This is a genomic window from Streptomyces sp. NPDC054770 (genome assembly GCF_053611985.1).
The window spans coordinates 16,608-40,375 of the sequence record NZ_JBSHBL010000078.1; the positions used below are offsets into that span (position 1 = coordinate 16,608).

General features: G+C 72.7%; 24 protein-coding genes. 10 read left to right on the forward strand and 14 right to left on the reverse strand.

Features of this window, described 5'->3' with window-relative positions; translation table 11 throughout:
* Window positions 1-91: 91 nt before the first annotated feature.
* Window positions 92-481, reverse strand: coding sequence for a cell division protein SepF (locus ACWGKQ_RS42015; RefSeq protein ID WP_453297313.1), 390 nt, complete (start codon window positions 479-481; stop codon window positions 92-94).
* A gap of 292 nt (window positions 482-773) precedes the next feature.
* On the opposite strand from ACWGKQ_RS42015, the gene ACWGKQ_RS42020 reads away from it, so the two are divergent.
* Window positions 774-2,471, forward strand: coding sequence for a hypothetical protein (locus ACWGKQ_RS42020; protein ID WP_453297314.1), 1,698 nt, complete (start codon window positions 774-776; stop codon window positions 2,469-2,471).
* Window positions 2,472-2,484: 13 nt separating this feature from the next.
* On the opposite strand, the gene ACWGKQ_RS42025 is transcribed toward ACWGKQ_RS42020, so the two are convergent.
* The gene (locus tag ACWGKQ_RS42025) at window positions 2,485-3,000 is read right to left on the reverse strand and encodes a YceI family protein (protein ID WP_453297315.1); all 516 of its coding nucleotides are present in this window, start codon (window positions 2,998-3,000) and stop codon (window positions 2,485-2,487) included.
* Between the two features lie 99 nt (window positions 3,001-3,099).
* Between ACWGKQ_RS42025 and ACWGKQ_RS42030 the strand changes: the two genes are divergently transcribed.
* From ACWGKQ_RS42030 to meaB, 4 genes are all read left to right on the forward strand, one after another.
* Entirely contained in the window at window positions 3,100-3,597 is a 498-nt protein-coding gene (locus tag ACWGKQ_RS42030) for a MarR family winged helix-turn-helix transcriptional regulator (RefSeq protein ID WP_453297316.1), read from the forward strand.
* 113 nt (window positions 3,598-3,710) lie between these two features.
* Window positions 3,711-5,516: a methylmalonyl-CoA mutase family protein gene (locus ACWGKQ_RS42035; RefSeq protein ID WP_453297317.1), complete on the forward strand. Its 1,806-nt coding sequence runs from the start codon at window positions 3,711-3,713 to the stop codon at window positions 5,514-5,516.
* Window positions 5,516-7,675 (forward strand): methylmalonyl-CoA mutase, encoded by a 2,160-nt coding sequence (gene scpA, locus ACWGKQ_RS42040; protein WP_453297318.1) that lies wholly within the window; start codon window positions 5,516-5,518, stop codon window positions 7,673-7,675. The genes ACWGKQ_RS42035 and scpA overlap by 1 nt, the downstream gene beginning before the upstream one ends.
* Window positions 7,672-8,670: a methylmalonyl Co-A mutase-associated GTPase MeaB gene (gene meaB, locus ACWGKQ_RS42045; protein ID WP_453297319.1), complete on the forward strand. Its 999-nt coding sequence runs from the start codon at window positions 7,672-7,674 to the stop codon at window positions 8,668-8,670. The genes scpA and meaB overlap by 4 nt, the downstream gene beginning before the upstream one ends.
* Here the strand turns inward: meaB and ACWGKQ_RS42050 are convergent.
* From ACWGKQ_RS42050 to ACWGKQ_RS42060, 3 genes are all read right to left on the reverse strand, one after another.
* Window positions 8,658-9,233 carry a sigma-70 family RNA polymerase sigma factor gene (locus tag ACWGKQ_RS42050; RefSeq protein WP_453297320.1) on the reverse strand — a complete coding sequence of 192 codons (576 nt, stop codon included), beginning with the start codon at window positions 9,231-9,233 and terminating at the stop codon, window positions 8,658-8,660. The two genes, meaB and ACWGKQ_RS42050, sit on opposite strands and share 13 nt — an antisense overlap.
* A gap of 105 nt (window positions 9,234-9,338) precedes the next feature.
* On the reverse strand, window positions 9,339-10,010 hold the full coding sequence (locus ACWGKQ_RS42055) for a hypothetical protein (protein ID WP_453297321.1): 672 nt from the start codon (window positions 10,008-10,010) through the stop codon (window positions 9,339-9,341).
* A 199-nt stretch (window positions 10,011-10,209) separates the two neighbouring features.
* Window positions 10,210-10,932, reverse strand: a complete 723-nt coding sequence (locus ACWGKQ_RS42060; RefSeq protein WP_453297322.1) for a hypothetical protein — start codon at window positions 10,930-10,932, stop codon at window positions 10,210-10,212.
* A 110-nt stretch (window positions 10,933-11,042) separates the two neighbouring features.
* Here ACWGKQ_RS42060 and ACWGKQ_RS42065 point away from each other — a divergent pair, with 110 nt between their 5' ends.
* Entirely contained in the window at window positions 11,043-12,497 is a 1,455-nt protein-coding gene (locus tag ACWGKQ_RS42065) for an MFS transporter (protein ID WP_453297323.1), read from the forward strand.
* A 72-nt stretch (window positions 12,498-12,569) separates the two neighbouring features.
* Window positions 12,570-13,415: a LysR family transcriptional regulator gene (locus ACWGKQ_RS42070; RefSeq protein ID WP_453297324.1), complete on the forward strand. Its 846-nt coding sequence runs from the start codon at window positions 12,570-12,572 to the stop codon at window positions 13,413-13,415.
* Between the two features lie 20 nt (window positions 13,416-13,435).
* On the opposite strand, the gene ACWGKQ_RS42075 is transcribed toward ACWGKQ_RS42070, so the two are convergent.
* Both ACWGKQ_RS42075 and ACWGKQ_RS42080 read right to left on the reverse strand, forming a co-directional pair.
* On the reverse strand, window positions 13,436-13,900 hold the full coding sequence (locus tag ACWGKQ_RS42075; protein ID WP_453297325.1) for a DUF5709 domain-containing protein: 465 nt from the start codon (window positions 13,898-13,900) through the stop codon (window positions 13,436-13,438).
* Window positions 13,901-14,122: 222 nt separating this feature from the next.
* Window positions 14,123-15,373 carry a serine hydrolase domain-containing protein gene (locus tag ACWGKQ_RS42080; protein ID WP_453297326.1) on the reverse strand — a complete coding sequence of 417 codons (1,251 nt, stop codon included), beginning with the start codon at window positions 15,371-15,373 and terminating at the stop codon, window positions 14,123-14,125.
* A 327-nt stretch (window positions 15,374-15,700) separates the two neighbouring features.
* Between ACWGKQ_RS42080 and ACWGKQ_RS42085 the strand changes: the two genes are divergently transcribed.
* Together ACWGKQ_RS42085 and ACWGKQ_RS42090 are read left to right on the forward strand one after the other, a co-directional pair.
* Complete coding sequence (locus tag ACWGKQ_RS42085) at window positions 15,701-17,035, forward strand: PP2C family protein-serine/threonine phosphatase (protein ID WP_453297327.1); 1,335 nt, start codon at window positions 15,701-15,703, stop codon at window positions 17,033-17,035.
* Between the two features lie 147 nt (window positions 17,036-17,182).
* Entirely contained in the window at window positions 17,183-18,193 is a 1,011-nt protein-coding gene (locus ACWGKQ_RS42090) for an MASE1 domain-containing protein (RefSeq protein WP_453297328.1), read from the forward strand.
* Window positions 18,194-18,240: 47 nt separating this feature from the next.
* On the opposite strand, the gene ACWGKQ_RS42095 is transcribed toward ACWGKQ_RS42090, so the two are convergent.
* The 6 genes from ACWGKQ_RS42095 to ACWGKQ_RS42120 form a co-directional block, all read right to left on the reverse strand.
* Window positions 18,241-18,702, reverse strand: a complete 462-nt coding sequence (locus tag ACWGKQ_RS42095; RefSeq protein WP_453297329.1) for an HIT family protein — start codon at window positions 18,700-18,702, stop codon at window positions 18,241-18,243.
* Window positions 18,703-18,726: 24 nt separating this feature from the next.
* Window positions 18,727-19,380 (reverse strand): response regulator, encoded by a 654-nt coding sequence (locus ACWGKQ_RS42100; RefSeq protein WP_453297330.1) that lies wholly within the window; start codon window positions 19,378-19,380, stop codon window positions 18,727-18,729.
* Window positions 19,377-20,597 carry a sensor histidine kinase gene (locus ACWGKQ_RS42105; protein ID WP_453297331.1) on the reverse strand — a complete coding sequence of 407 codons (1,221 nt, stop codon included), beginning with the start codon at window positions 20,595-20,597 and terminating at the stop codon, window positions 19,377-19,379. Before ACWGKQ_RS42105 ends, ACWGKQ_RS42100 begins: the two co-directional genes overlap by 4 nt.
* A gap of 69 nt (window positions 20,598-20,666) precedes the next feature.
* Window positions 20,667-21,059: a hypothetical protein gene (locus ACWGKQ_RS42110; protein WP_453297332.1), complete on the reverse strand. Its 393-nt coding sequence runs from the start codon at window positions 21,057-21,059 to the stop codon at window positions 20,667-20,669.
* Window positions 21,060-21,222: 163 nt separating this feature from the next.
* Complete coding sequence (locus ACWGKQ_RS42115) at window positions 21,223-21,423, reverse strand: hypothetical protein (protein ID WP_453297333.1); 201 nt, start codon at window positions 21,421-21,423, stop codon at window positions 21,223-21,225.
* A gap of 320 nt (window positions 21,424-21,743) precedes the next feature.
* Window positions 21,744-22,523 carry an SDR family NAD(P)-dependent oxidoreductase gene (locus ACWGKQ_RS42120; protein ID WP_453297334.1) on the reverse strand — a complete coding sequence of 260 codons (780 nt, stop codon included), beginning with the start codon at window positions 22,521-22,523 and terminating at the stop codon, window positions 21,744-21,746.
* Window positions 22,524-22,694: 171 nt separating this feature from the next.
* Between ACWGKQ_RS42120 and ACWGKQ_RS42125 the strand changes: the two genes are divergently transcribed.
* Window positions 22,695-22,916: a response regulator transcription factor gene (locus ACWGKQ_RS42125; RefSeq protein ID WP_453297335.1), complete on the forward strand. Its 222-nt coding sequence runs from the start codon at window positions 22,695-22,697 to the stop codon at window positions 22,914-22,916.
* A 70-nt stretch (window positions 22,917-22,986) separates the two neighbouring features.
* On the opposite strand, the gene ACWGKQ_RS42130 is transcribed toward ACWGKQ_RS42125, so the two are convergent.
* Window positions 22,987-23,625, reverse strand: a complete 639-nt coding sequence (locus ACWGKQ_RS42130) for an SMI1/KNR4 family protein (protein WP_453297336.1) — start codon at window positions 23,623-23,625, stop codon at window positions 22,987-22,989.
* Between the last annotated feature and the right edge of the window lie 143 nt (window positions 23,626-23,768).

Sequence of the window (23,768 nt, forward strand, 5' to 3'; positions counted from 1 at the left end):
TGCGGACCGTAGGACTCCGCGGAACAGCCGAACCGTTCCGCCCGCCCGCCCTTCCTTCGATCGGGGGATGCCCGGCCGTCCCGCCGGGCCCTCAGCCGCCCGACACCCCCGCCCCCTCCATCAGCCCGCTGACCTCGGTGCCGGGCGGGGTGAGGAGGAAGACGTTGCGGTCGACCCGGTGCATTCCGCTGGCCAGGCCGAAGACCACGCCCGTGCTGAAGTCGAGGACGCGCTTGGCGACCTCCGTCTCGGCGCTGGTGAGGTCGAGCAGGACCGGTATCCCGGCCATCAGCGTCTCGGCGACCTCGCGGGCGTCGGCGAAGACGGTGACCCGCAGGACGACGAAACGGCGGCGCGTCTCGGTCTCCGCGTCCGGGAGCGCACGGTGGCCCACCGCCGACGGCCAGGCGTCGCGGCCCCTCAGCGGCACGACCTGGGCGAGCCCCTCCCACTGTTCATCGGTGACGTCGTAACGGCTCACCGGCTCCCCCTGACCTGACTCGCACTTGATGCCTGCACCAGCCAATTCTTACGCCAAGTCACCCGTTCAGCCCAACAGCGACACGAAGCGCGAGCGTTTCCGGACGTCCGCGCACGAAAGAAGTGATCTTTTCACTTTTCAGGCGATTGCCACGCATTGGTGGCTTCTTACCGCCCTCACACCGGACTCTTCTCCTCCTGTGACGCCCCGCTCACCGCCCGCGATTACCGTCCGGTCCGTGCACTTGGCAGAAACACAACAGGTGACACCCGACCGGCGGACACAGTCGGCGGTGTCCGCCGCTCCGGGCGATGCCGGAGCCCCCGTACCCTGGCACCGCGTCCTGACGCTCCTCGCCGACATCGGCCTGTTCATCGGCACCCGGTCGGTGTGGACGCAGGCGGTGACGCACCACCTGGTCCTGGCGGCCCTGATCTCCGTCTGCTACGTCTCGATCCTGGTGACGGGCGTGCTGGCACTGACGGTCCGCAGCACGCGCTCGCTGGCCCGCCTCGACCTGGTGGTCCTGGTCACGGCGGTGACGCTCGTCCTGTGCACCTGGGTGCTGAACCACAACGGCGGCGACGAGGGCGCCCTGACCACCCAGGCGGCCAGGGAAATGCTCGCCGGTCACCCGGTCTACGGCCAGGCCTGGCCGTGGCTGTTCCACAACACCGGCATCGCCCTCACGCCGACGATAGGCGGCGGCTACGACTACACGTACGGCTATCCCCCGCTGGCCCCGCTGCTGACCGTCCCGCTGCTGTGGCTCGGCCACCACGGCGCCCCGGCGACGGCGGTGTGCACGGGCGCCCTGATCGCCGGCACGGCCGCGCTGTGGCGGATGCTCCCGGTGCCGTGGCGGTCGACGGCGACGCTGACCTGCCTGTGCTTCGGCTTCCTGCCGACGTACGCCAGGGTCGGCTACCCGGCCGTCATCGCCCTGGCGCTGCTGATCCCGGTGGTGGTGCGCTGGCCGCGGATCGGGCAGGGCGGCCGGCTGGGCGCGGCCGGGATCGCGCGGGCCGCATGCCTCGGGGCAGCCTGCGCGGCGCAGCAACTGCCGTGGTTCGTCACGCCGTTCCTGCTGGCCGGCATCTACGCGGTGCGGCGCGGGGAACTCGGCGGCCGGGCCGCCGCCGGGGTGGTCCTGCGGATCGCCGGGGTGGCCGCCACGGTGTGGCTGCTGATCAACACGTACTTCATCGTGTCCGAGCCCGGCCGCTGGCTGGACGGGATCGCGCTGCCGCTGACCCAGGGCGCCGTGGTGCACGGCCAGGGCCTGGTCGACATCACGCTCTACTACACCAACGGCAGCGACCGCATCGACTGGTACTCGCACGCGAGCATGCTCCTCGCGGCGGCCCTGCTGGCCCTGTTCGTGCTGTTCGTACGGCGCCTGGGCCCGGCCGCGACCGTGCTGCCGTGGCTCGCCTTCTTCCTGGCGACCCGCTCCCAGGACGGCTACTACCTGCTGATGACCCCGCTGTGGCTGGCGGCGGCCGTCACCGCCCCGCTGCCGGAGTTCGAGCACGCCTGGCAGCCGCGCCCGGCCCTGCTGACCGGTCCCCGCCGCCGCCCCGCCCTGATCGCGACGGTCGCCCTGCTGCTCGCCCCGGCGCTGGCGAGCGCGGCGGTCGCGGTGTCCGGCGGCCCGCCCCTGCACATGGAGATCACCGCGCTGCAGCGCGCCAGGCACCAGGCCGCGGTGGTCAGGGCGATGACGCTGAAGGTGGTCAACACCGGGAGCGTCCCGCTCACCCCGCACTACACGCTGACCACCGGCCAGGGCATGAGCATGTACTGGCTGCTGGTGCGCGGTCCGGCGACGATTCCCGGGCACGGCACGGCGAGTGTCGAACTCAGGCCGGCGAACGGCCGGTTCGGCATCCCCGCCAAGCCGAGCACCCGCATCCGGCTGCGCGCCTTCACAGCGGATCCGCAGACGCTGTCCAGCCAGGACGTCAAGCTCCGCCGGACGGTCCGTTGAGGCCGGCGGCCCGTCAGGCCGCCGCGTGGGTGAAGCGCAGGGTGGCGGTCACGGTGGTCGGGCCGCCCATCATGCCCATCTGGTTGAACGTGATACCGAACTCCTCGCGCACCACGGTGAACTCCACCTCCAGCGTCAGCCCGTCGGCGTCCGCCGAGACCAGCTTCGCGGTGGCCTGCTGCGGCCGGCTGATGCCACGGACGGTCAGCTGACCGTCGACGTGCACCGCGTCGCCCGCGCCCCGCTCGGCACCGCGCACCGCGAAGGTGATCTCCGGGTGGTTCGCGGCGTCGAAGAAGTCGGCCGAGCGCAGGTGGTCGTCGCGCTTCTTGTTCTTGGTGTCCAGGGAGGTCGCGTCGATCGTCACGCTGCCGGTGGCGGCGCCGTCGGCGGTGACCTCGCCCCGGCCGGTGACGCCCGTGAAGGTGCCCTTGACGGCGACCAGGCCCCAGAAGGTCTTGTGCCGGACGGCGACGGCGGAGGCGGTCGGGTCGAGCTGCCAGAGGCCGGTTGCCACGGTGACGGTCATGGCCGTACTCCGATCCATTGATGGTTCAAATTTGGATGACTGCGTATGCCTGCACGCTAGCCCACTATCCAAATTTGGACAACAGGTAGACTCGATGCCATGGCCGCCTCCCCGGAACACCCCGCAGAGCTGCCCGAATGTCCCTCCCTCAAGGGCGGCGGGCTGCTCCCGGCCGAGTTGCGCGCCTGGATGCTGCTGCTGGCCGCGACCGGCGCGGTGGAGCAGCGACTGCGGTCGGTCGTGAAGGAGACGCTGGACGTCTCGCACGACGAGTTCCTGATCCTGTGCCTGCTGGCCGAGCAGCCGCGCGAGGGTCTGCGGATGACCCGGATAGCCGAGCTCCTGGGCCGCCCCAAGACCCGCCTCACCTACCAGATCGCCTGCCTCCAGCACGCCGGCCTCGTCACCCGCAAGGCCGCCTGCGGCGACAAGCGGGGCATCGAGGTCGCCCTCACCGACAAGGCCCGCCGGCACATCCAGGACGCCTCCGCCGCCCTCGCCGACACGGTCGGGCAGGCGGTCGGCCACGTCATCGGCCCGGAGCAGCGCGAGGCGCTGTGCGCGCTGATCCCGGAGCTCGCCGACGACACGCCCTGACCGTACGAATCCGGCCACTTCACCCCCGGGAGGCGCAGGTCACAGCCACGGGGAGGGCAAGGTCACAGCCCTGCCAACGGTGCGGTTCGGGCGGTCTGCCCTAGCATCCGAGCATGACGGTCCTGCCTGACGACGGGCTCTCACTGGCCGCCGAGTTCCCTGACGCGACGCAAGAGCAGTGGCAACGCCTGGTCGAGGGTGTGCTGCGCAAGTCGGGCAAGGAAGTTTCGGGCGAGGCCGCCGAGGACGCTCTGTCCACGACGCTGGAGGACGGGCTGCGCACCCGTCCCCTGTACACCGCGCGCGACACCGCACCCGACCCCGGTCTGCCCGGCTTCGCACCGTATGTGCGCGGCGGCCGTCCGGAGGGCAGCGTCGCGGGCGGCTGGGACGTCCGGCAGCGGCACGCGGCGGCTCCCGACGGCGCGGTCCTGACCGACCTGGAGAACGGCGTCACCTCGCTCTGGCTGCTCGTGGGCCACGGCGGCATCCCGGTGTCCGGCCTCGCCCGCGCGCTCGACGGCGTCTACCTGGATCTGGCCCCGGTGGTCCTGGACGCGGGCCGGGACACCGAGGCGGCGGCGGCCGAGCTGTTCCGGCTGTACGACGAGAAGGGCGTCGACCCCAAGGCCGTACGCGGCAACCTGGGCGCCGACCCGCTGGGGTACGAGGCCCGCACCGGCAAGGCCCTGGACTTCGCGCCCGTCGCCGCCCTGGCGCGGCGCTGCGCCGGGGAGTTCCCGGGCCTGCGCGCGCTGACCGTGGACGCGCTGCCGTACCACGAGGCGGGCGGCTCGGCCGGACAGGAGCTGGGCGCCTCGCTGGCCACCGGGGTGGCCTACCTGCGCGAGCTGACCGAGGCCGGTCTCGGCGTCGAACAGGCCCTCGGGCAGCTGGAGTTCCGGTACGCGGCGACCGCGGACCAGTTCCTGACCATCGCCAAGCTGCGCGCGGCCCGCCGGCTGTGGGCGCGGGTCGCCGAGGTCAGCGGGGCGGCCGACGCGGGCGCCCAGGTGCAGCACGCCGTCACCTCGCCGGTGATGATGAGCCGCCGCGACCCGTGGGTGAACATGCTCCGTACGACGGTCGCGACGCTGGCCGCCGGGGTCGGCGGCGCCGACTCGGTGACCGTGCTGCCGTTCGACCACGCGATCGGGCTGCCGGACGCGTTCGCCCGCCGGATCGCCCGCAACACCTCCACGATCCTGGTCGAGGAGTCCCACCTGGCCCGGGTCGTCGACCCGGCCGGCGGATCCTGGTACGTCGAGAAGCTCACCGACGAACTCGCCCACGCGGCCTGGGAGTTCTTCCGGACGATCGAGCGGGACGGCGGCCAGGCGGCCGTGCTGCGCTCCGGCCGTCTGCGCACCGACCTCGCGACCACCTGGGCCGAGCGCGCCAAGAAGCTCGCCAAGCGCCGCGAACCCATCACCGGGGTCAGCGAGTTCCCGCTGCTCGCCGAGAAGCCGGTGGAGCGCGAGCCCGCACCCGAGTTGCCGTCCGGCGGTCTCCCCCGGGTCCGCCGCGACGAGGCCTACGAGGAGCTGCGCGCCCGCTCGGACGCCCACCTCGCGGCGACCGGCAGCCGCCCCCGGATCTATCTGGCGACCCTCGGCCCGGCCGCCGCGTACACCGCGCGCGCCGGCTTCGCCGCCAACCTCTTCCAGGCCGGCGGCATCGAACCCGTCACCGAGGGCGGCTTCGAGGAGAGCGGCGCCACCGAGGCGGTGCTCTGCTCCAGCGACGCCCTCTACGCCGAACAGGCCGAGCAGACCGCCGAGTCGCTGAAGGCGGCCGGTGCCCGGCACGTGGTCCTCGCGGGCCGGGGCGAGTTCGCCGGTGTCGACTCGTACGTCTTCGCGGGCTGCGACGCCGTGGCCGTGCTGTCCGAGACCCTCGACCGCATGGGAGTGTCCTGATGGGAATCCCCGACTTCTCCGGCATCGAGCTGGGGACCCCTGTCACCGACGGCAGCCCCGGGGAATGGCGGGCGGCCGGCGGCGACCTGCCGCTGTGGGAGACCCCCGAGGGCATCGGGGTCAAGCCGCTCTACACCGGCCGTGACCTGGAGGGCCTGGACTTCCTCGGGACCTACCCGGGCATCGCGCCGTACCTGCGCGGTCCGTACCCGACGATGTACGTCAACCAGCCCTGGACCATCCGGCAGTACGCGGGCTTCTCCACCGCCGAGGAGTCCAACGCGTTCTACCGGCGCAACCTGGCGGCCGGCCAGAAGGGCCTGTCGGTCGCCTTCGACCTGCCCACGCACCGGGGTTACGACAGCGACCACCCGCGGGTGACCGGTGACGTCGGCATGGCGGGCGTGGCCATCGACTCGATCTACGACATGCGGCAGCTGTTCGACGGGATCCCGTTGGACAGGATGACCGTGTCGATGACGATGAACGGCGCGGTGCTCCCCGTGCTGGCGCTGTACATCGTGGCGGCGGAGGAACAGGGCGTACCGCCCGAGAAGTTGGCCGGGACCATCCAGAACGACATCCTCAAGGAGTTCATGGTCCGCAACACCTACATCTATCCGCCGAAGCCGTCGATGCGGATCATCTCCGACATCTTCGCCTTCACCTCGCAGCGGATGCCCCGCTACAACTCGATCTCCATCTCCGGCTACCACATCCAGGAGGCGGGTGCGACAGCCGACCTGGAGCTGGCGTACACGCTCGCGGACGGCGTCGAGTACATCCGGGCGGGCCGGGAGGCGGGCCTGGACGTGGACGCGTTCGCGCCCCGGCTCTCCTTCTTCTGGGCGATCGGCATGAACTTCTTCATGGAGATCGCCAAGATGCGCGCGGCCCGGCTCCTGTGGGCCAAGCTGGTCGCGCAGTTCGAGCCGCAGAACACCAAGTCCCTGTCCCTGCGCACCCATTCGCAGACCTCCGGCTGGTCGCTGACCGCGCAGGACGTGTTCAACAACGTCACGCGTACGGCCGTGGAGGCGATGGCCGCGACCCAGGGCCACACCCAGTCCCTGCACACCAACGCGCTCGACGAGGCGCTCGCCCTGCCGACCGACTTCTCGGCGCGCATCGCCCGCAACACCCAGCTGCTCATCCAGCAGGAGTCGGGCACGACCAGGGTCATCGACCCGTGGGGCGGCAGCGCCTACGTGGAGCGGCTGACGTACGACCTCGCGCGCAAGGCCTGGGCGCACATCCAGGAGGTCGAGGCCGCGGGTGGCATGGCCAAGGCGATCGACGCCGGCATTCCCAAGCTGCGCATCGAGGAGGCGGCGGCCCGCACCCAGGCCCGGATCGACTCCGGGCGGCAGCCGGTGATCGGCGTCAACAAGTACCGGGTGGAGAGCGACGAGGCGATCGAGGTCCTCAAGGTCGACAACTCCTCCGTACGCGCCCAGCAGATCGAGAAGCTGCGGCGGCTGCGTGCGGAGCGGGACGAGACGGCCTGCCGGGACGCGCTCGACGCGCTGACCCGGGCCGCGGACGGCGACGGCAACCTGCTGGAGCTGGCGGTGAACGCGGCCCGCGCGAAGGCGACGGTCGGCGAGATCTCGGACGCCCTGGAGAAGGTGTACGGCCGGCACGCGAGCCAGATCCGTACGATCTCCGGTGTGTACCGCAACGAAGCAGGCGAGTCCCCCGACGTGGACCGCACCCGGGCCCTGGTCGACGCCTTCGACGAGGCCGAGGGGCGCCGCCCGCGCATCCTGGTCGCCAAGATGGGCCAGGACGGTCACGACCGCGGCCAGAAGGTGATCGCGACCGCCTTCGCCGACCTCGGCTTCGACGTCGACGTCGGCCCGCTGTTCCAGACCCCGGAGGAGGTCGCCCGCCAGGCGGTGGAGGCGGACGTCCACGTGGTCGGCGTGTCCTCGCTGGCGGCCGGCCACCTCACCCTCGTACCGGCGCTGCGCGAGAAGCTCGCCGAGGAGGGCCGGGAAGACATCATGATCGTGGTCGGCGGGGTGATCCCGCCGCAGGACGTGCCGACCCTGCTGGAGATGGGAGCCACGGCCGTGTTCCCGCCCGGGACGGTGATTCCGGACGCGGCCTACGACCTGGTCGAGCGGCTGTCGGCGGAACTCGGGCACGGCCTGTGATCGATGTCGACACCTATGTGAAGGGGGTGCTCGACGGGAGGCGCGCGGTCATCGCCCGCGCCATCACCCTCGTCGAGTCCACCCGGCCACAGCACCGGGCGCTGGCGCAGGAGTTGCTCACCGAGCTGCTCCCGCACAGCGGCCGGGCCCGGCGGATCGGCATCAGCGGGGTGCCGGGCGTGGGCAAGTCGACGTTCATCGACGCGTTCGGCACGCTGCTGACCGGACTCGGGCACCGGGTCGCGGTCCTTGCCGTGGACCCGTCCTCCACCCGGACGGGCGGCTCGATCCTCGGCGACAAGACGCGGATGGAGCGGCTGGCGGTCGACCCGGACGCCTTCGTCCGCCCCTCCCCCAGCGCCGGCACGCTCGGCGGGGTCGCCAAGGCGACCCGCGAGTCCATGGTGGTCATGGAGGCGGCCGGGTACGACGTGATCCTGGTCGAGACGGTCGGCGTCGGCCAGTCCGAGACCGCGGTCGCCGACATGGTCGACTCCTTCCTGCTGCTCAGCCTGGCCCGCACCGGCGACCAGCTCCAGGGCATCAAGAAGGGCGTCCTGGAACTCGCCGACGTGATCGCCGTCAACAAGGCGGACGGCCCGCACGAGCGCGATGCCCGGTCCGCGGCCCGGGAGTTGGCGGGCGCGCTGCGCCTGATGCACGGCAAGGACGCCTTCTGGACTCCCCCGGTGCTGAGTTGCAGCGCTCGGGAATCGACCGGCCTGGAACTGGTCTGGGAGCGGCTCGAACAGCACCGGGCGCTGCTCGACTCCACCGGACGGCTCGCCGAGAAGCGCCGTGACCAGCAGGTGGGCTGGACCTGGTCGATGGTCCGGGACGACCTGCTCGGCCGGCTGGCCGCCCACCCGGCGGTGCGGGCGGCCGCCCCCGGCCTCGAACAGCAGGTCAGGGACGGCACGTTGACGGCGACACTGGCCGCCGAGCAGATCCTGAAGGCGTTCGGCGAGCCGGCCGAGGGTCCTCAGGCCAGCTGACCCTGCAGCGCCTCGCGGGCCCGGGCCACGCGGGAACGGACCGTGCCGACGGGGCAGTCACTGACCTCGGCGGCCTCGGCGTACGGCAGCCCGACGAGTTGGGTGAGGACGAAGGCCTCGCGGCGCTCGTCGGGCAGCGCCGCCAGCAGATCGAGCAGCGCGACCCCGTCGTCGAAGCCGGGCAGCCCGTGCGGCTGAGCCCGCTCGGCTGCGAGTTGCCAGTCGGGCACGTCCGCCGGACGCGGCCGGGCGGCTGCGTACCGGTGGCTGTCCACGACCGCCCGCCGGGCGATCGACAGCAGCCAGGAACGGGCCGAGCCATGGCCCTCGAAGCGGTGCAGGCTGCCCAGCGCGCGCAGGAACGTGTCCTGCGCGAGGTCGTCGACCGCCTGCGGGTCGGCGCAGAGATGGGCGACGTAGCGGAGGACGTCGCGGTGCAGGGCCCGTACGAACGCGTCCACGGCGGCCGGGTCTCCGGACCGGGCCGCGAGGGCCCAGGCCGTGATCGACGCGTCGCGTTTCTGGTCCGGCGCAGGGCGTGCGGGCAGGACGGAAGTGATCACTTGGTGTCCTTGTGAGAAAGGTGCGCGGGGGCGGCGGCCCTCAGGCGTACGGCCGCCGTGTTCGTCCGGGGCGCGCATGGGGCGGCCCCGGAACACCAGCTGTCGTCAGGCGACAGCCGTCCGCACCGGCGGACCCCGGGAAGTGATCGCGTGGACGAGGAGAAGCAGCCGCGGCGCCCGGTCCGAACGGCGGCGGCGCGGCCGAAGGCGCGGGCGCTCGGGGGTGGCCGGCAGCGCCAGCAGCAGCCGGAGCGGCGCGACGAGCCGGCCGGCGACGGCCCGGACGATACGGAACGCCGCGCGTTCGCCGTGGCCGAGCCAGAGGCCGCACAGCAGCGCGGCGAGCAGGTGGGCGGCGAACATGCCGGTGGAGGCGGTGCCGCCGGTGCCGAAGCCCAGGTATTCGACGGGGTCGGTGTGGGCGGGGCCCATGTGCATGGACCCCATGTTCATGGCGGCCAGGTCCCCGGCCATGTCCATGTGCACGGACCCCATGGACGTCATGGGCGCCGTGCCGCTCGTCCACACCTGGGCCGCGGAGAAGCCGGAGTGCAGGGCAGTCTGGGCGCCGACCGCGGCGGACACCACCAGCGGCAGCCCGCGTTCGCGTCCGGACAGGGCCCAGCCGAGGACGGCGGTGAGCGCCAGGGCGGCGGCCAGGGCCCAGCCGGGCACTCGGTTCCCGGACATCATGACGTGGCCGACGGCGGCGAGCAGCACGCAGACGGTCGCGAACACCGCGGACCGTATCGTGCGCGCACACCACCCTGCCGTCATGGCGCATCATCCTCGCATCAGGACCGGCCCTGTCAGGGAGTGGTACGGCGATCCACAGGTGGTGCGCTCAACTCATAGGCGAGGTGGGGTGGTTAACAGGTTCCTTCGGGCGCGGGCCGGTGGGGGCTGGTCGCGCAGTTCCCCGCGCCCCTGAAGGGGCGCTGCCCAGCCGTGTCTCCATAGCCGCGGGCAGCCCCGCTCAGCCCTTCGCCCACGGTCCCTCCGGCACCCCCGGCCGTACCCGTGCCCCCGTCACGTCCACCACGATCGTGCGGTCGTCGTCCAGGTCCTCCCTGACCCGGCGCAGCCGGCCCGCCCCGTCGATCCAGTACCTCAGCGGCGCGTCACCGGCGGAGATGACGTCGTACCGCCGGCCGTCGATGCGGTCCGTCCCCAGATGGCGTCGGCCCGACCGGGCGATCCGCCGCGCGTCTCCCGGGCGGTCGGCGGCCAGCGACAGCGTCAGCCGCAGCGCCGTGTCCAGCGAAGCGGGCCCGTACCGGCGCCGGATCCACGCCGCGGGCTTCAGCCGCGCCGCGTCCCGTACGGCCTCCGCCGTCGACGCCGGTCTCGCCAGCGGGCCCGCGCTGCCGTCCACCTTGGGGCGGGCGACCGCCAGCCCGGCACCGTCCCACGCCAGCAGCCCCCGCTCCGCCGCGTCCCCCGTGTCGAACCAGCCCACGGCCCGGTGCCGGTGCTCGTCGACCACCGCACGGACCACGGCCGTACCGCCGGGCAGCGGCGCCCGTACCGTCACCTCGGCCGGGCTGTCCCGGTACGTGCGCAGCGGAGTCAGGGCGACGCGCCGGGCCTCGGCCGCCGTCAGGGGGCGGGGACCGTCGCCGCCGGCGGCGAGGAACGGCAGCGCCGCGCACGTTCCCGTCACGGCGGCGAGGGCCGCCCAGGTCCAGGGGGATCGCATCCGTGCTCGTAGCCGCGCCGGTGTCATCCGCATGGCAACGTACCTACACGCCGGACGGGCCGCGCCCGGCGGGCACCGGTGCGCGGCCCGCTCGGCATCACCCTTGCGGGGTGCGCCGTTTGCTCCGTACCGGGGTGCAGGCCGTGTGGCGGGCCTCGGGCAGCCTGGTGGCGCGCAGCGAGGCCGTGTCATCTCCGGTCGAGATGACAGACATCCAGGATCATCGCCGTACGGAGGGAAGCATCGTGGACGGCCGGGCGCTGGTGAGGGGTGAGAGCAACGTCTCCGGTGAGGAAGGTCCCGTGTCCCAGTCGTCGTCGTCCGAAGTCCGCTCCCCGCGCCGGGAGGCGGCCGCCGAGGCCGCCCACGGGGTGCCGGGCTGGCTGATCGCGCTGTTCGCCGTCGCCTCCGGCATGACGGTCGCCAACCTGTACTACGCACAGCCCCTGTTGTCCGAGCTGCGCGGTGTCTTCCACATCGGTGAGCCCACCGCGGGTCTGCTGATCACGCTCACCCAGGTCGGCTACGTGATCGGCATGGTCTTCCTGGTGCCGCTCGGCGACCGGCTGGAGAAGCGGAACCTGGTCACCGCGCTGTTGACGGTCACCACGCTCGCCCTGGTGGCGGCCGGTCTCGCGACCGGGTTCCCGATGCTGCTGGCCGCCTCGCTGGTCAGCGGAGCCACCTCGGTGGTCGCCCAGATCCTGGTGCCGTTCGCCGCGAGCCTGGCGCCCGACCACGCCCGGGGCCGGGTGGTGGGCCGGGTGATGAGCGGGCTGCTCACCGGCATCCTGCTGTCCCGCACGCTCAGCAGCCTGGTCTCCGGCGCCGCCGGCTGGCGGGTCGTCTACCTCGGCTCGGCCGTCCTGATGGCCCTGCTGGGCGTGGCCCTGCGGCTGGCCCTGCCCCCGCAGGCGCCGACCACCTCGGTGCCGTACCACCACGTGCTGCGCTCCACGGCGGCGCTGGTGCGCACGCACCCCGCGCTGGTGCGCCGGGGCCTCTACCAGGCGGCGATGTTCGGTGCCTTCAGCGCCTTCTGGACCACCGTCTCCTACGTCCTGACCGGGCCCGGCTTCCGCTACTCCGCCGTCGGGGTCGGGGTGTTCGCTCTGGTCGGCGCGGCCGGTGCGGCGATCGCCCCGCTCGCCGGGCACTGGGCGGACCGCGGGCTGACCCGGCCGATGACCGGTGCCGCGTTCGGTGTGGCCGCGCTGGCCTTCGCCATAGCCGGCTTCGGGCAGCACAGCGTCGTCCTGATAGCGCTGGCGGCGGTCGCCCTCGACATGGCCGTCCAGACCAGCCTGATCCTGGGCCAGCACACCGTGTACCAGCTCGACCCGCTCGCCCGGGCCCGCCTCAACAGCGCCTTCATCGCGATCTTCTTCGTCGGCGGCGCCCTCGGCTCACAGCTCGGCTCGATCGCCTTCCGGGCCGGCGGCTGGAGCGCGGTCAGCATCCTCGGGGCCGCCCTGCCGGTGCTGGCCCTGCTGTACTGGCTGACCGAACGCCGGACCCGCGCGGCGCGCCCGGCGCAGGGCGACGGGGCCGGGGCGGCTGCCTAGGATGCCAGCGGAGACCGCGCTCGGCCGAGGCGGGCGCTGCGCCACCGGGAGCGGATGATGGATCTGCGGCAGATGGAAGTCGTCGTCGCCGTGGCCGACGCGGGCGGTTTCACCGCGGCGGCGCGGCGGCTGCACGTGGTCCAGTCCGCCGTCTCCGGCACGGTCCGCGCCCTGGAACGCGAGCTGGGCACCGCGCTGTTCACCCGGACCACGCACCGGGTCCGGCTCACCCCGGCCGGTGAGGCGTTCGTCCCGGCGGCGCGGCAGGCCCTGCGCGCCGCCGAGCTGGCCCGGGAGGCGGTCGACGCGGCGAAGGGGGAACTGCGCGGCCGGGTGACGGTCGGCACGATGCAGGGGGTCTGGGCGGACCTGCATCTCGCACTGGCCGCACTGCGGGCGGAACACCCGCGGGTGGTGGTCCGGTTGCGGCAGGCGGCCGTCACCGACCTGCGGCAGGCGCTGCGCGAGGGCACGGTGGACCTGGCGGTGGTGGCGCTGGACCGGCAGCAGCAGCGCGGGCTGGTGAGCAGGCTGCTGTCCCGGGAGGAGATGGTCCTGGTGGCCTCGCCCCGCCGGACCCTCACCACGAGCGGCACGGTGGACCTGGCGGACATCGCCGAGCTGCCGCAGGTGGAGTTCCCGCCCGGCTGGGCCATCCGGGACGCGGCCGACCGCTCGTTCCGGGCGGTCGGCGTCGAACGTGCCACGGCCTTCGAGGTCAACGACATCGTGGCCGCGTCCGAACTGGTCCGCAACGACCTCGGGGTCTGCATCATGCCGCCGACCATCGCCGGCCGCTTCCCGGACCTGGCGACCTACCGGATCGCCCGGCACGCGCCGACCTGGAAGGTGATGGTGGTACGGCCGCCGGGGGAGCCCCCGGCGGCCGTCGCGGCGCTGTTGCGCCACATCACCTGACGCGCGCGGGTACCGGCCGCTCAGAAGTCGTCGGACTCCGGGATCACGTGCATCGCCGCCTCCTCCGCCGACGCCCCGGCGCCGTCCAGGCCACGGTCGGAGGCGAACAGGTCGGAGTCGGTGACCTCGTGCGCGCCCTCGTCCGGTGCGAGGAGCCGGCCGGCGCGGTCGTCGCCGACCTCGTCGTCGAGGAGTTCGCCGTCCGTGTCCCAGGTGTCGCCGAGTTCGTCGCCCTCCGGGTCGGCGAGGTCGGGGACCTCCTCGGCGAGGCGCTCGTCCAGGGTCTCCCCGCGCCGTCCCTCCGCCGCCGTCACGCCGGTGTGCTCTACGGCCCAGGGCCGCTCCGGCGGCGAGTAGCCCTCGTCCAGGGCCTCCTCGCCGGCCCGGTAGTCCAGGGTGTCGGAGGCGTCCAGCAGTCCCGCGTCGTCCTGCACCTCCGAACCGTCCGGCTGGTAGACCTCGTCACCCATCGCCTCGTCGGTCATGCGCGCTCCATCGTCACTCGGGCCATCGGTTCGATCCGGCCGTCAGCGGAAAGGGTAGGGGCCGTTCTCGCGGCGGTGCGGTGCGATCACGAAAACACCGGTGCCTGGCGTGTGGGAGGCCGCGCCCGACGCGCGGGCTGCCGGACCGTGAGTGCGCCGGCAACCGGGTAGCGGACCTCGGGGACGACGGCGCGGCGTGGCGTGGCGCTTCCAGCGGAGCGTTCAGCTCTTCGGCGACCCCGTGTCCGGGGCGGGCCGGGCGCACAGGGCGTGGTCGACGAGGGTGCCCGTCGCGCGGTTGAGGGCGGCCAGGTCCGGCGGCGCGGTCGTGGTGGTGAGGGAGACGGTCACCGCGCGGCGGCCGTCCGCGCTGACCGCGGGGCGGGTGTTGACGCCCGCCCCGTCGCCCTCGTGGGTGTAGTAGTAACCGCCGCAGGAGAGCGGGATCCTGCGCAGCCCGAGGCCGTAGGTGCCCTCGGGCATCTCGGCGACGTCCTCCGGGTCGTCGGTCCGCCGGACGGTCTGCCGCATCTCGCGCCACTGCTCGGCGGGGAGCAGCCGGCCGCCGGCCAGGGCGCGGAAGAAGGTGTTCAGGTCGGCGGTGGTGCTCACCACCCCGGAGTCCGCGGTGTGCTGGAAACTGTGCTCGGTGACGTCGAGGCGCCGGCCGTCGGCGGTCGTCAGGTACGCGTTCACGTGCGGGTCGGGCAGGTAGGGGTCGAGCCCGGGAACGGTGGTGTTCCGCAGGCCCAGTTTCGCGATCACCCGGTGCGCGACCAGGTCCTGCCAGCTCGCGCCGCCGGCCTTCTCGGCGATCATCCCGGCGACCAGGTAGTTGGTGTTCGAGTACGCCCAGCGGGTGGCTCCGCCGGGCTGCGGTACGAACACCGGCCGGTGCTTCATCGCCACCGCGACCAGGTCGGCCGCCGGGGTGGTGTCGTAGCGGTTCTCGTCGAAGTGGTTGATCAGCCGGTCCTGGATCTCAGGGTCGTCGACGTAGTCGTACAGGCCGCTGGTCTGGCGGAGCAGGTCGCGGACGGTGATACGGCTGCCGTCGTTGCCGTTGCCCGCGACGACCCCCGGCAGCCAGTGCTCGACGGTGTCGTCCAGCGACAGCCGTTTCTCGGCGGCGAGTTGGAGGACCACGGTCGCCGTGAACGTCTTCGTCGTGCTCGCCACGCGGAAGTGCGCGTTCCACGGGACCGGGTCCGCGGAGTCGGCGGTCCGGGTGCCGATGCGCGCCATGAGCGGCGGCCCGTCGGCCCGGTCGACCCTGGCGAGCACGTTCACCTCGCCTCCCCCGGCCTGCCGTACGGCCGCCAGGTCCTGCCGGAGCGTGGCCTCGCCGTAGGAGGGCCGCGCGGCCGGCCGGTGTCCGGTGGTGACGGCGGTGGCGGTCAGGGGCGAGGCCAGCACGAGCAGCGCTGCGGACAGCACGGCGGCCCTGGCCTTCTTCGACGACGGCATCTGCATGGACGGATCCCCCGTTGCACTGGGTGTCGGTCGGTGACGACCACCAGCCAACCGGATCCGGCAGCGCGTGAGGATGGGACTTCCCTCCGGATGCGGGGTGTACGTAGCGCCACCCGGGTCGGCGAAGGCGGACCGTTATGTACACATATGCCATTCTGAAATCTGATAAAGAACCTTCAGCCTGCTTATCCGTTCTTGCTGTGGCCACGGTGGGGCAGGGACGCGCCAGGAGGCCGGAATGCACCGCTCAATCGTGTGGGCGGACCCGACGACGTCGGTGCTGGGCGACGCCCGTCGGCCGCAGGCGACCGCAACGGGACACCCGTGATGTCAGGAATCGGGGAAGGGGCGTACGCCAGGGAGCCTCACCTCTCCGACCTGCACCTGCGCCTGCGCACCGAGCTGGGCCGGATCGACGAGCAGCTGCACGCCCTGCTGACCGCCATGGACCGGCTCCAGGGGCTGCTGGACGCGGTGGTGGCCATCAGCAGGGAGGTCGAGCTGCCCGGGGTGCTGCACCGTATCGTCACCACCGCCATGGACCTGGTGGGCGCCCGCTACGGGGCACTGGGCGTACTCGACGAGTCGGGAGACCGGCTGGCGCAGTTCATCTCGGCGGGCCTGTCCGAACGGGAGCACGCCGATCTGGCCGAGACCGGCTACCCCCGCGGCCTGGGGGTCCTCGGGCACCTGATCCACCATCCCGAGCCGCTGCGGGTGGAGCACATCCCGGCCCATCCGTCGTCCGTCGGCTTCCCGCCCGGCCACCCGCACCTGCGCACCCTGCTCGGCATCGCCATCAGCGTCCGCGGCGAGGTCTACGGCGACCTCTACCTCTCCGAGCGGTACGACGGACGGCCCTTCGACGCCCACGACGAGAGCGTCGTCGTCGCCCTGGCCGGCGCGGCCGGCATCGCGATCGAAAACGTCCGCCTGTTCGAACGGGTACGCATCGGAGCGGAGCAGTTCCAGCGCCTTCTGCTGCCCAAGCTGCCCGACCTCCGGCCCTTCACCGCCGCCGCGGTCTACCGGCCCGCCGCCGAGCCCAGCCGGCTCGGCGGGGACTGGTACGACGCGATCCCCCTGCCCGGCAACGTCGTGGCGGTCGTCATCGGCGACGTGGTCGGTCACGACCTCCGGGCCGCGGCCGCCATGGCGTCCATCCGCAACATGCTGCGCGCGCTGCTGTTCGAAGGGGGCGGCCCGCCCGGGGCGGTTCTCGCCCAGCTCGACCGCACCCTGCAGGCCATCACGGAGAACCCCGTCACCACCACGACCCTGGCCCGCATCGAACCGGACGGGCCGGGCTGGCGCCTGCGGTGGAGCAGTGCCGGGCACGTCCCGCCCCTGCTCATCGTCCCCGGGCGCCGGGCGGAGTACCTGTTCGTCGAGCCCGGGCTGCCCCTCGGGGTCGACTCCGAACAGCCCCGTCCCGACCACTCCCGCTTCGTGCCCCCGGGCGCCACCCTGGTCTTCTTCACGGACGGGCTGATCGAGCGCCCGGACCGGCCCATCGACGCGAGCCTCGACGACCTCACCGGTCTTGCCACCACGTACGCCGATCTGCCCCTGGCGGAGTTCGTCCGGGCACTGGCCGACCACCATCCCAGCGACGGCCACGACGACATGGCCGTACTCGCCCTGCGGACCCCGCGCGCATGAGCCGCCCGGCCCGACACCCGGACCGACGCCCGACCCGACGCCCGGCGCGCCGGCACAGCCGAACATCCAGCTCAACGGTGCCGTGGAGGATCGGACGGATCCGGCGGATGATGGACCTCGGGGCGATGTCGATGCGGAGGTCGCCCGATGGCTGTCGCCCGGCGTGAACGGCTCCGGCGCGGCGGTGTGGCTGCCGTGGACATCTGCGTCGTCGCCGCGCTGTACTACGGCGCGGCGAAGGTGGGGCTCCTCCAGCAGCTGGTGCGCGGCCAGGTCACCCCGCTGTGGCCGCCGACCGGTATCGCCGTGGCGGGCCTGCTCCTGCGCGGCCCGTGGGTCTGGCCGGGGATCGCTCTCGGCGCGCTCCTGGTCAACCTCTCCCTCGGACCGACGCTCTGGGCCGTACTGCTGATCGCGGCGGGAAACACCCTCGCGCCGGTCTGCTCGTACCTGCTGCTCCGCCGTACCGGATTCCATGTCGAACTGGACCGGCTGCGGGACGCGCTGGCGCTGATCTTTCTCGGCGCGTTCACCGGGATGCTGGTCAGCTCGACGGTGGGCAGCGGGACCCTGGCCCTCGCCGGCGCACTGCCCGACGACCGCTTCTGGCCGACCTGGTCGGTCTGGTGGACCGGCGACGCGATGGGCGTACTGGTGGTGACGCCGGTCCTGCTCGTGCTGCGCTCGGCACACCGGCCGAGGGACGTTCCGGTGTCCCGCTGGGTGGAGGCGCTGCTGCTCGTCGCGGCCACGTACGGCGTCGGCCTCCTGGAGACCGGCAGCACGCCCCTCATGTTCCTCGGCTTCCCGTTGCTGATCTGGGCGGCCTTCCGCTTCCGGCTGGCCGGGGCAGCGCCCTGCGCGCTGGCGGTGTCGACCTTCGCGGTGATGGCCGCCGCCCGGGGCACCGGCCCGTTCGCCGGTCACAACCTGCTCACCGACATGATCACCCTTCAGGCGTTCAACGGTTCCTCCTCGCTCACCGCGCTGCTCGTCGCGACGGCCGTCAGCGAGCGCGACGAGACCCAGCGGGAGATCGCACGAGCCTGCGGACAACTCGCCGCGATGGTGGCCAGGATCGCCGCGGGCGGCTACCACGCACTGGACGCCGGGGAAGAGCCCGACGAACGGCGCGGACGCCCCGAAAGACCGCCGTGACGGCCGCCCGTGCCCACTGCCCCCGCCCGGCACCGTCGGCGTGTACGTCACGGGAGGAGCTCATGGAGTCGAGCCCGGAGAGACCGGGCGATCCGGTCCGCCTGGTCGGCCGTCACCCGCTCCTGTTCCGGCCGTCGCAGCAGCTCGAAGACGCCCGGCCCGCGATGCTCCGGTCGCAGATCCGCCATCCGCGGAACGATGTGGAAGTGCACATGCGCGAAGCCTTCCGCTTCGGCGAACTGGACGACGTAGGTCTTGGCGCAACCGGTCACGGCCCGCAGCGCCCGGGAGAGCCTGACCTGCCACATGCCCAGGGCCGACGCCTCGGCATCCGTGAGGTCGTGCACCGCGGCCACGTGACGCCGGGGCAGCAGCACCAGCCAGCCGGGCACCGCGGTGCCCAGGGCGTGGGCCACCCGCCAGTGCTGGTCGTGCGCCACGCACTCGCGTGCCGGCAGGCCGTCGAACTCCGCTTCCTTGCCGCATGCGTAGCAGTCGGGGGTCGTCATGAACCGAGATCGTAGAACCGGGGGCTACGGGAGCCGGTCTCCGCCCAGCCCCGCGCGCATCGCGAGCAGCCCGGCCTGCACCCGGCTCTCGCAGTGCAGTTTCTCCATGATCCGCGAGACATGGGCCTTCACGGTCGGCACGCGCAGGTTCAGCCGTCGGCCGATCTGGGCGTTGCTCAGCCCGTCCGCTATCGCCGCCAGCACCTCCCGCTCGCGTGGTGTGAGCGCGGACAGCCGGGGCGGCACGGCCGGCGGCGGCTCGGCGGCGGCCCGGGCCACCAGGTGGTTCACCGCCTCGGGGGCCAGGGCGTGGCGGCCGGCCGCGGTGTTCCGTACCGCGTCGAGGACCTGGCCCGGCTGGGCGTCCTTGAGCAGGAAGCCGTGGGCGCCGGCCCGGAGCGCCGGCAGCAGGTAGGTCTCCGCGTCGAACGTGGTCAGCATCAGGATCCGCGGCGGTGCGGGCAGCGCGGACAGTTCCCTGGCCGCGCCCACGCCGTCCAGGCCGGGCATCTGCACGTCCAGCAGCACCACGTCCGGGTTCACGCGGGCGCACGCCTCGACCGCGGTCCGTCCGTCGTCGGCCTCGGCGACCACCGTGATGTCGGGGGCGGTCTGCAACAGCAGACGCAAGCCGGTGCGGACCAGGGCCTCGTCGTCGGCGAGCAGGACCCGGATCACCGGGCCTCACCGGCGGGCTCCGCCCTCGTCGTCCCCTGCTCCCGGTTCGGTGCGGGCGGTGCGACGGGCAGCCGGAGCAGGACCCGGAACACGCCGTCCCGGTTCTCGGTGTCCAGCACGCCGCCGAGCAGCGCGGCCCGCTCCCGCAGACCGTGCAGGCCCAGGCCCGCACCCTCCCCGGCCGCCTCGCCGGGCAGGCCGGTCACCGGGTTGGTCACCTCGCACTCCAGGTTGTCCCCAGTCACCCGCAGCCCCAGCGTGGCGCGGGCGCCGTGGGCGTGCTTACGGACGTTGGTCAGCGCCTCCTGGACGATACGGTAGACGGTGTGCTCCACCGCCGAGGGCAACGGCCTCGCCCCGGCCCGGACTTCGGTCGCCTTCGCGGACCACGGCGCCCAGTCCACGGGCACACCCGCCGCCGCCGAGTCGGCCAGCAGCTGGGGCAGGTCCCGCAGTGCCGGGCCGGGCCGGAAGGAACTCTCGACGGTGTCCGGGTCGCGCAGCACATCGAGGATCTGGCGCAGCTGAGCCAGCGCGCGCCTGCCGGTGACCCTGACCAGCTCGCCGGTCTCGCGGGCCCGCTCCGACTCCCGCGGATCCACACTCAGCGCGCCCGCGTGCAGCGTGATCAGGCTCACCTCGTGGGCCACCACGTCGTGCATCTCGCGCGCCAGCGCGGCCCGTTCCTCCGCGCGGACCCGGCGGGCGATCAGCAGCGCCTCCCGTTCGGCCTGCTCGGCGCGCTCGGCCAGCTGCTCCAGCCTGGCGTACCGGTACCGGATCACGGTGCCGCGCCAGGCGGGCGCGCCCACCAGCAGCGCTGCCGCGATGACGCCCGTCGCCGGGGAGCCCGTGGTGAACTGGCTGAGCACCGCGGTGGCGTAGACGCCGTACCGCAGGAGGCTCGTCGCCCGGCGTCTGGCCAGCGAGTACATCGCGAACGGCAGGGCCGGCTGAACGCTCAGCAGGCTGACTCCGGCGACCACGGCCGCGACCAGGGTGGGCCGGTCGCGCCGCCAGGCCAGCAGGAGTCCGGTGCCGCACTCCAGGACAGCGGAGACGGCGAGCGGCAGCGGCAGCAGGGACCGCGGTGCGACGGTCTGCAGGAGTCCGCCGCTGGCGATCACCGCCGCCAGCACCCAGGCGAACGGCTCGGCGGGCCACTTGATCCGGGCAGGGCGGGCCGGGACCGGGGGCGGCGCGGAGGAGACGGACACGCGTGCCAAGGTAGAGGACCCTTCGGATGATCGTTCCGGTGACTGCCGCCGGCGTACGGCCGAGCCGGTTCAGGGCTTGGCGCTCTGGCTGCTCTTGCCGTTGTCCTGGGCGGCCTCGTCCGCGGCGGACGGCAGGGCCTTGGTCAGGGCGACCTTGCCGTCCCGGTAGCAGATCTGAAAGGTCTGCTTCTTCTCCAGGGACACCTGCTTCTGCAGGTAGTAGTCACAGGTGGTGCCGGCCGGCGGCTTGGGCTTGTCCTGCGGCTGGAGACCGCCGGGCTTGCCGATGCGGTCCCGCACGGCGTCCTGGTCCTCGCCGACGTGCACGCCCTTGAACTGGGCCTCGGTGATGGTGTGCGAGCTGATGTCGCCCGCGACGTGCCTGATGCTGAGCCAGAGACCGACTCCGGCGAGCACGGCGAGTCCCATGATTCCGAGCAGGATCTTTCCGGCGACGCGCATGGCAGAACTCCTTGGTCAAGGGGGGATCGACGTCCTTCGACGCCGCCCAAGCAGTCTGTTGCGGCACGCCGCGCGGATCGTCGCCCTGCGCGGGGAACCCGACCCCCGACTTTCGTATCCCCTCACGTCCTCCGTGCAGCCCCGGGGCCGGCCCCCTCTCCCCCTACGCTCCCGGCTGGAGATCCTGTTTCGCCAGCCAGTCCAGACTCGCCTCGGCGACCTCGCGCCAGCCGCTGTCGCTGGTCAGCGAGTGGCCGCGGGTCGGAAAGCCGGCGAGGTCGGTCACGGCTTTTGAATCCCGGTACTGGTTGAGCGTCGCCCTGGTGATCGTTTCCGGGACGGTGTGGTCACGGCCGCCCGCCACCAGCAGCAGCGGCCCGCAGTCCGGGTTCCGGGTGTCGGCCTCGGCCGGTGAGTGCCGGGAGAAGTTGGCCGCCGCCGCCTCGAAGAGCGGTGTTCCACGCTCTCGGCGACCCCGGGCCGGCCGGGGGCGACGGGGCGGTAACCGATTCCCGGAAGAGCTCCTCCCAGGGGCCCCAGGAGCTGGGATGCAGCCAGAGGCCGTGGATGAGGACGACGGGACGCGGGGACCGGTTCACGCTCGGTCTTCCTTCCAACTGGTTGTCTCGGGAAAGGGGTTCGGAGTACGGCAGCTCACCACGTAGGGGTTCTGGGTACGGCGACTCACCACGTGGGGACGAACCCGCCGTCGATCCGCAGGTCGCTGCCGATGATGTTGGCGGCCCGGTCACCGGCCAGGAACACGACCAGGTCGGCGATCTCCGAGGCCCGGGAGAAGCGGCCGCTGACGGTGGCGGCCGCGGCCTGCGCCATGACGTCCTCCGGTTCCAGTCCCGCCGCCGCCGAGACGGTGTCGGCCACGCCCCCGCCTCCGAGCCACAGGTCCGTCTCGACCGGCCCGGGGCTCACGCTGTTGACGCGCACGCCCCGCGGGCCGAACTCCTTCGACAGGGCTTTCGAGAAGTTGACCAGTGCGGCCTTGGACGCGCTGTAGTCGACCACGGTCGGGTCCGGCAGTTCGGCGTTGACCGAGCCGATGTTCACGATGGAGCCGCGACCTGCCTCCAGCATGCCCGGCAGTACCGCCCGGGTCACCGCGACGGCGGTGAACAGGTTGAGTTCGAACGTCTGCCGCCACTGGGCGTCGGTCACGCCCAGGAAGCCGCCGGGCCGGGCCGGGGCCGAGCCCACGTTGTTGACCAGCACGTCGATGCGCGGGCCTGCCGCGGCCACCAGGCGCTGCGCGCTGTCCGGCTCGGTCAGGTCCAGCCGGACCCAGCGGGCGCCGCCCGCCTTCACCAGGACGTCGAGCCCCGGCGACGTGGTCCGCGCCGCCGCGACCACCTCGGCTCCCGCCGCCACCAGCGCCTCGGCCACCGCGAGGCCGATGCCCTTGCTGGCGCCCGTGACCACGGCCGTCCTGTGGTGCAGTTCTGCTGCCATTGCCCTGCTCCTCGTCACTCGGGGTTGCCGGCTGTCTCCAGTCTCCGGCCGGGGAACACCGTCGTGCTTGAGTAGACCGACTGAGGCGGCTCCGGCCCGCTGCGCCACGGCGCCCGCGGCTACGTATGCTGGCCGCGCGCCGGCCGGGAACTGGCGGCCACCGGCGGCAGCGTGGACCGGCGGCGCCCCGGCCGCTGGGCGGCCCTGTTCCCGCAGGAGCTGGAGATCGCCCGGCTCGCCGGGCAGGTCCTGTCGAACCGGGCGATCGGCGAACGGCTGTATCTCTCGCACCGCACCGTCGGCTCCCATCTGTACCGGGTCTTCCCGAAGCTGGGCGTGCGGGCCCGGGGTCAACTGGCGGCCGCGCTGGCGGAGTCCGGGGAGTCTCAATGACCGAGTCGAGGAGATGAGGCGTCGTCCGTGGGTGAAGCCGGCGCCCGCGCCGTCGGCGACACTCTGCCAGTCACCATGATCGGCGAATCGGTGGGGCGTCCTTCAGCGAGGACGCCGGCAGCTCCGGCAGCTCAGTCGGCCGCACCACTTGCCGTGTGGGCTTGACCCGGCCGTTCTCCCATTGGAGCGGCACACAGCCAGGCTCGGCGCGTCGCAGGTCAGCGAAGTAGCGTGCGTAGAACGGCTCGGGATATTCTACGGTGAGAGCCTCTTCGAGCATCTGCGTCAGGGTCTGGTCGAGCGGGAAGAGTGCGTGCTCCAAGCAGCACAGGTTCGGGTCCCAGCCCCATAGCGGCCCGGACGGGTCGCGGCAGTCGATCAGAGTCGTGATCGCGCAGCCCCAATCGATCAGCGGGAGGCACCAGCGACGCTCCCCCCAGTCAGGGTCGTCGACAGTCGCGAGCGCTGCGTCGGTCATGTCGGCGAAGATGTCGGTGCAGTACCAGTTGTGGCCGCGCACTCCGTAGAGGGCCCCGCGTGGCCCGAAACCGCCGTTGGCAACTTCCGTGAACAGTCGCACGAGTAGTGGGGGCAGACGGTATCCGCAGGCGGCCTCGGTCTCGGCGACAGCTTCGCGTGTCGCGGGACGAGGAACGTCACGGCGGAAAACGTCGTTGCGGACAGCACCCACCAGTTCGTCTTCGGTCACGACCGCACTGTAGGTCGGCGCTCTGACACCTCATCGCGGCTCAATGAGCACTTTCCCAACCTGCCGGCCGAGTTCGGGCCTCCTCGCGGGGCCGGGCGCACTGAAGCCTTCTCAGTGGCATCTCGTGATGGTTACGAGGGGGA

What these genes read in the sequence shown, in the direction of transcription:
- ACWGKQ_RS42085 (WP_453297327.1), top strand. Translation starts at nt 15,701, where the DNA reads ATGTCAGGAATCGGGGAAGGGGCGTACGCCAGGGAGCCTCACCTCTCC.
- ACWGKQ_RS42055 (WP_453297321.1), bottom strand. Translation starts at nt 10,010, where the DNA reads ATGACGGCAGGGTGGTGTGCGCGCACGATACGGTCCGCGGTGTTCGCG.
- ACWGKQ_RS42035 (WP_453297317.1), top strand. Translation starts at nt 3,711, where the DNA reads ATGACGGTCCTGCCTGACGACGGGCTCTCACTGGCCGCCGAGTTCCCT.
- ACWGKQ_RS42075 (WP_453297325.1), bottom strand. Translation starts at nt 13,900, where the DNA reads ATGACCGACGAGGCGATGGGTGACGAGGTCTACCAGCCGGACGGTTCG.
- ACWGKQ_RS42120 (WP_453297334.1), bottom strand. Translation starts at nt 22,523, where the DNA reads ATGGCAGCAGAACTGCACCACAGGACGGCCGTGGTCACGGGCGCCAGC.
- ACWGKQ_RS42060 (WP_453297322.1), bottom strand. Translation starts at nt 10,932, where the DNA reads ATGCGATCCCCCTGGACCTGGGCGGCCCTCGCCGCCGTGACGGGAACG.
- scpA (WP_453297318.1), top strand. Translation starts at nt 5,516, where the DNA reads ATGGGAATCCCCGACTTCTCCGGCATCGAGCTGGGGACCCCTGTCACC.
- ACWGKQ_RS42030 (WP_453297316.1), top strand. Translation starts at nt 3,100, where the DNA reads ATGGCCGCCTCCCCGGAACACCCCGCAGAGCTGCCCGAATGTCCCTCC.
- ACWGKQ_RS42110 (WP_453297332.1), bottom strand. Translation starts at nt 21,059, where the DNA reads ATGCGCGTCGCCGGAAAGATCCTGCTCGGAATCATGGGACTCGCCGTG.
- ACWGKQ_RS42070 (WP_453297324.1), top strand. Translation starts at nt 12,570, where the DNA reads ATGGAAGTCGTCGTCGCCGTGGCCGACGCGGGCGGTTTCACCGCGGCG.
- ACWGKQ_RS42025 (WP_453297315.1), bottom strand. Translation starts at nt 3,000, where the DNA reads ATGACCGTCACCGTGGCAACCGGCCTCTGGCAGCTCGACCCGACCGCC.
- ACWGKQ_RS42080 (WP_453297326.1), bottom strand. Translation starts at nt 15,373, where the DNA reads ATGCAGATGCCGTCGTCGAAGAAGGCCAGGGCCGCCGTGCTGTCCGCA.
- ACWGKQ_RS42090 (WP_453297328.1), top strand. Translation starts at nt 17,183, where the DNA reads ATGGCTGTCGCCCGGCGTGAACGGCTCCGGCGCGGCGGTGTGGCTGCC.
- ACWGKQ_RS42095 (WP_453297329.1), bottom strand. Translation starts at nt 18,702, where the DNA reads ATGACGACCCCCGACTGCTACGCATGCGGCAAGGAAGCGGAGTTCGAC.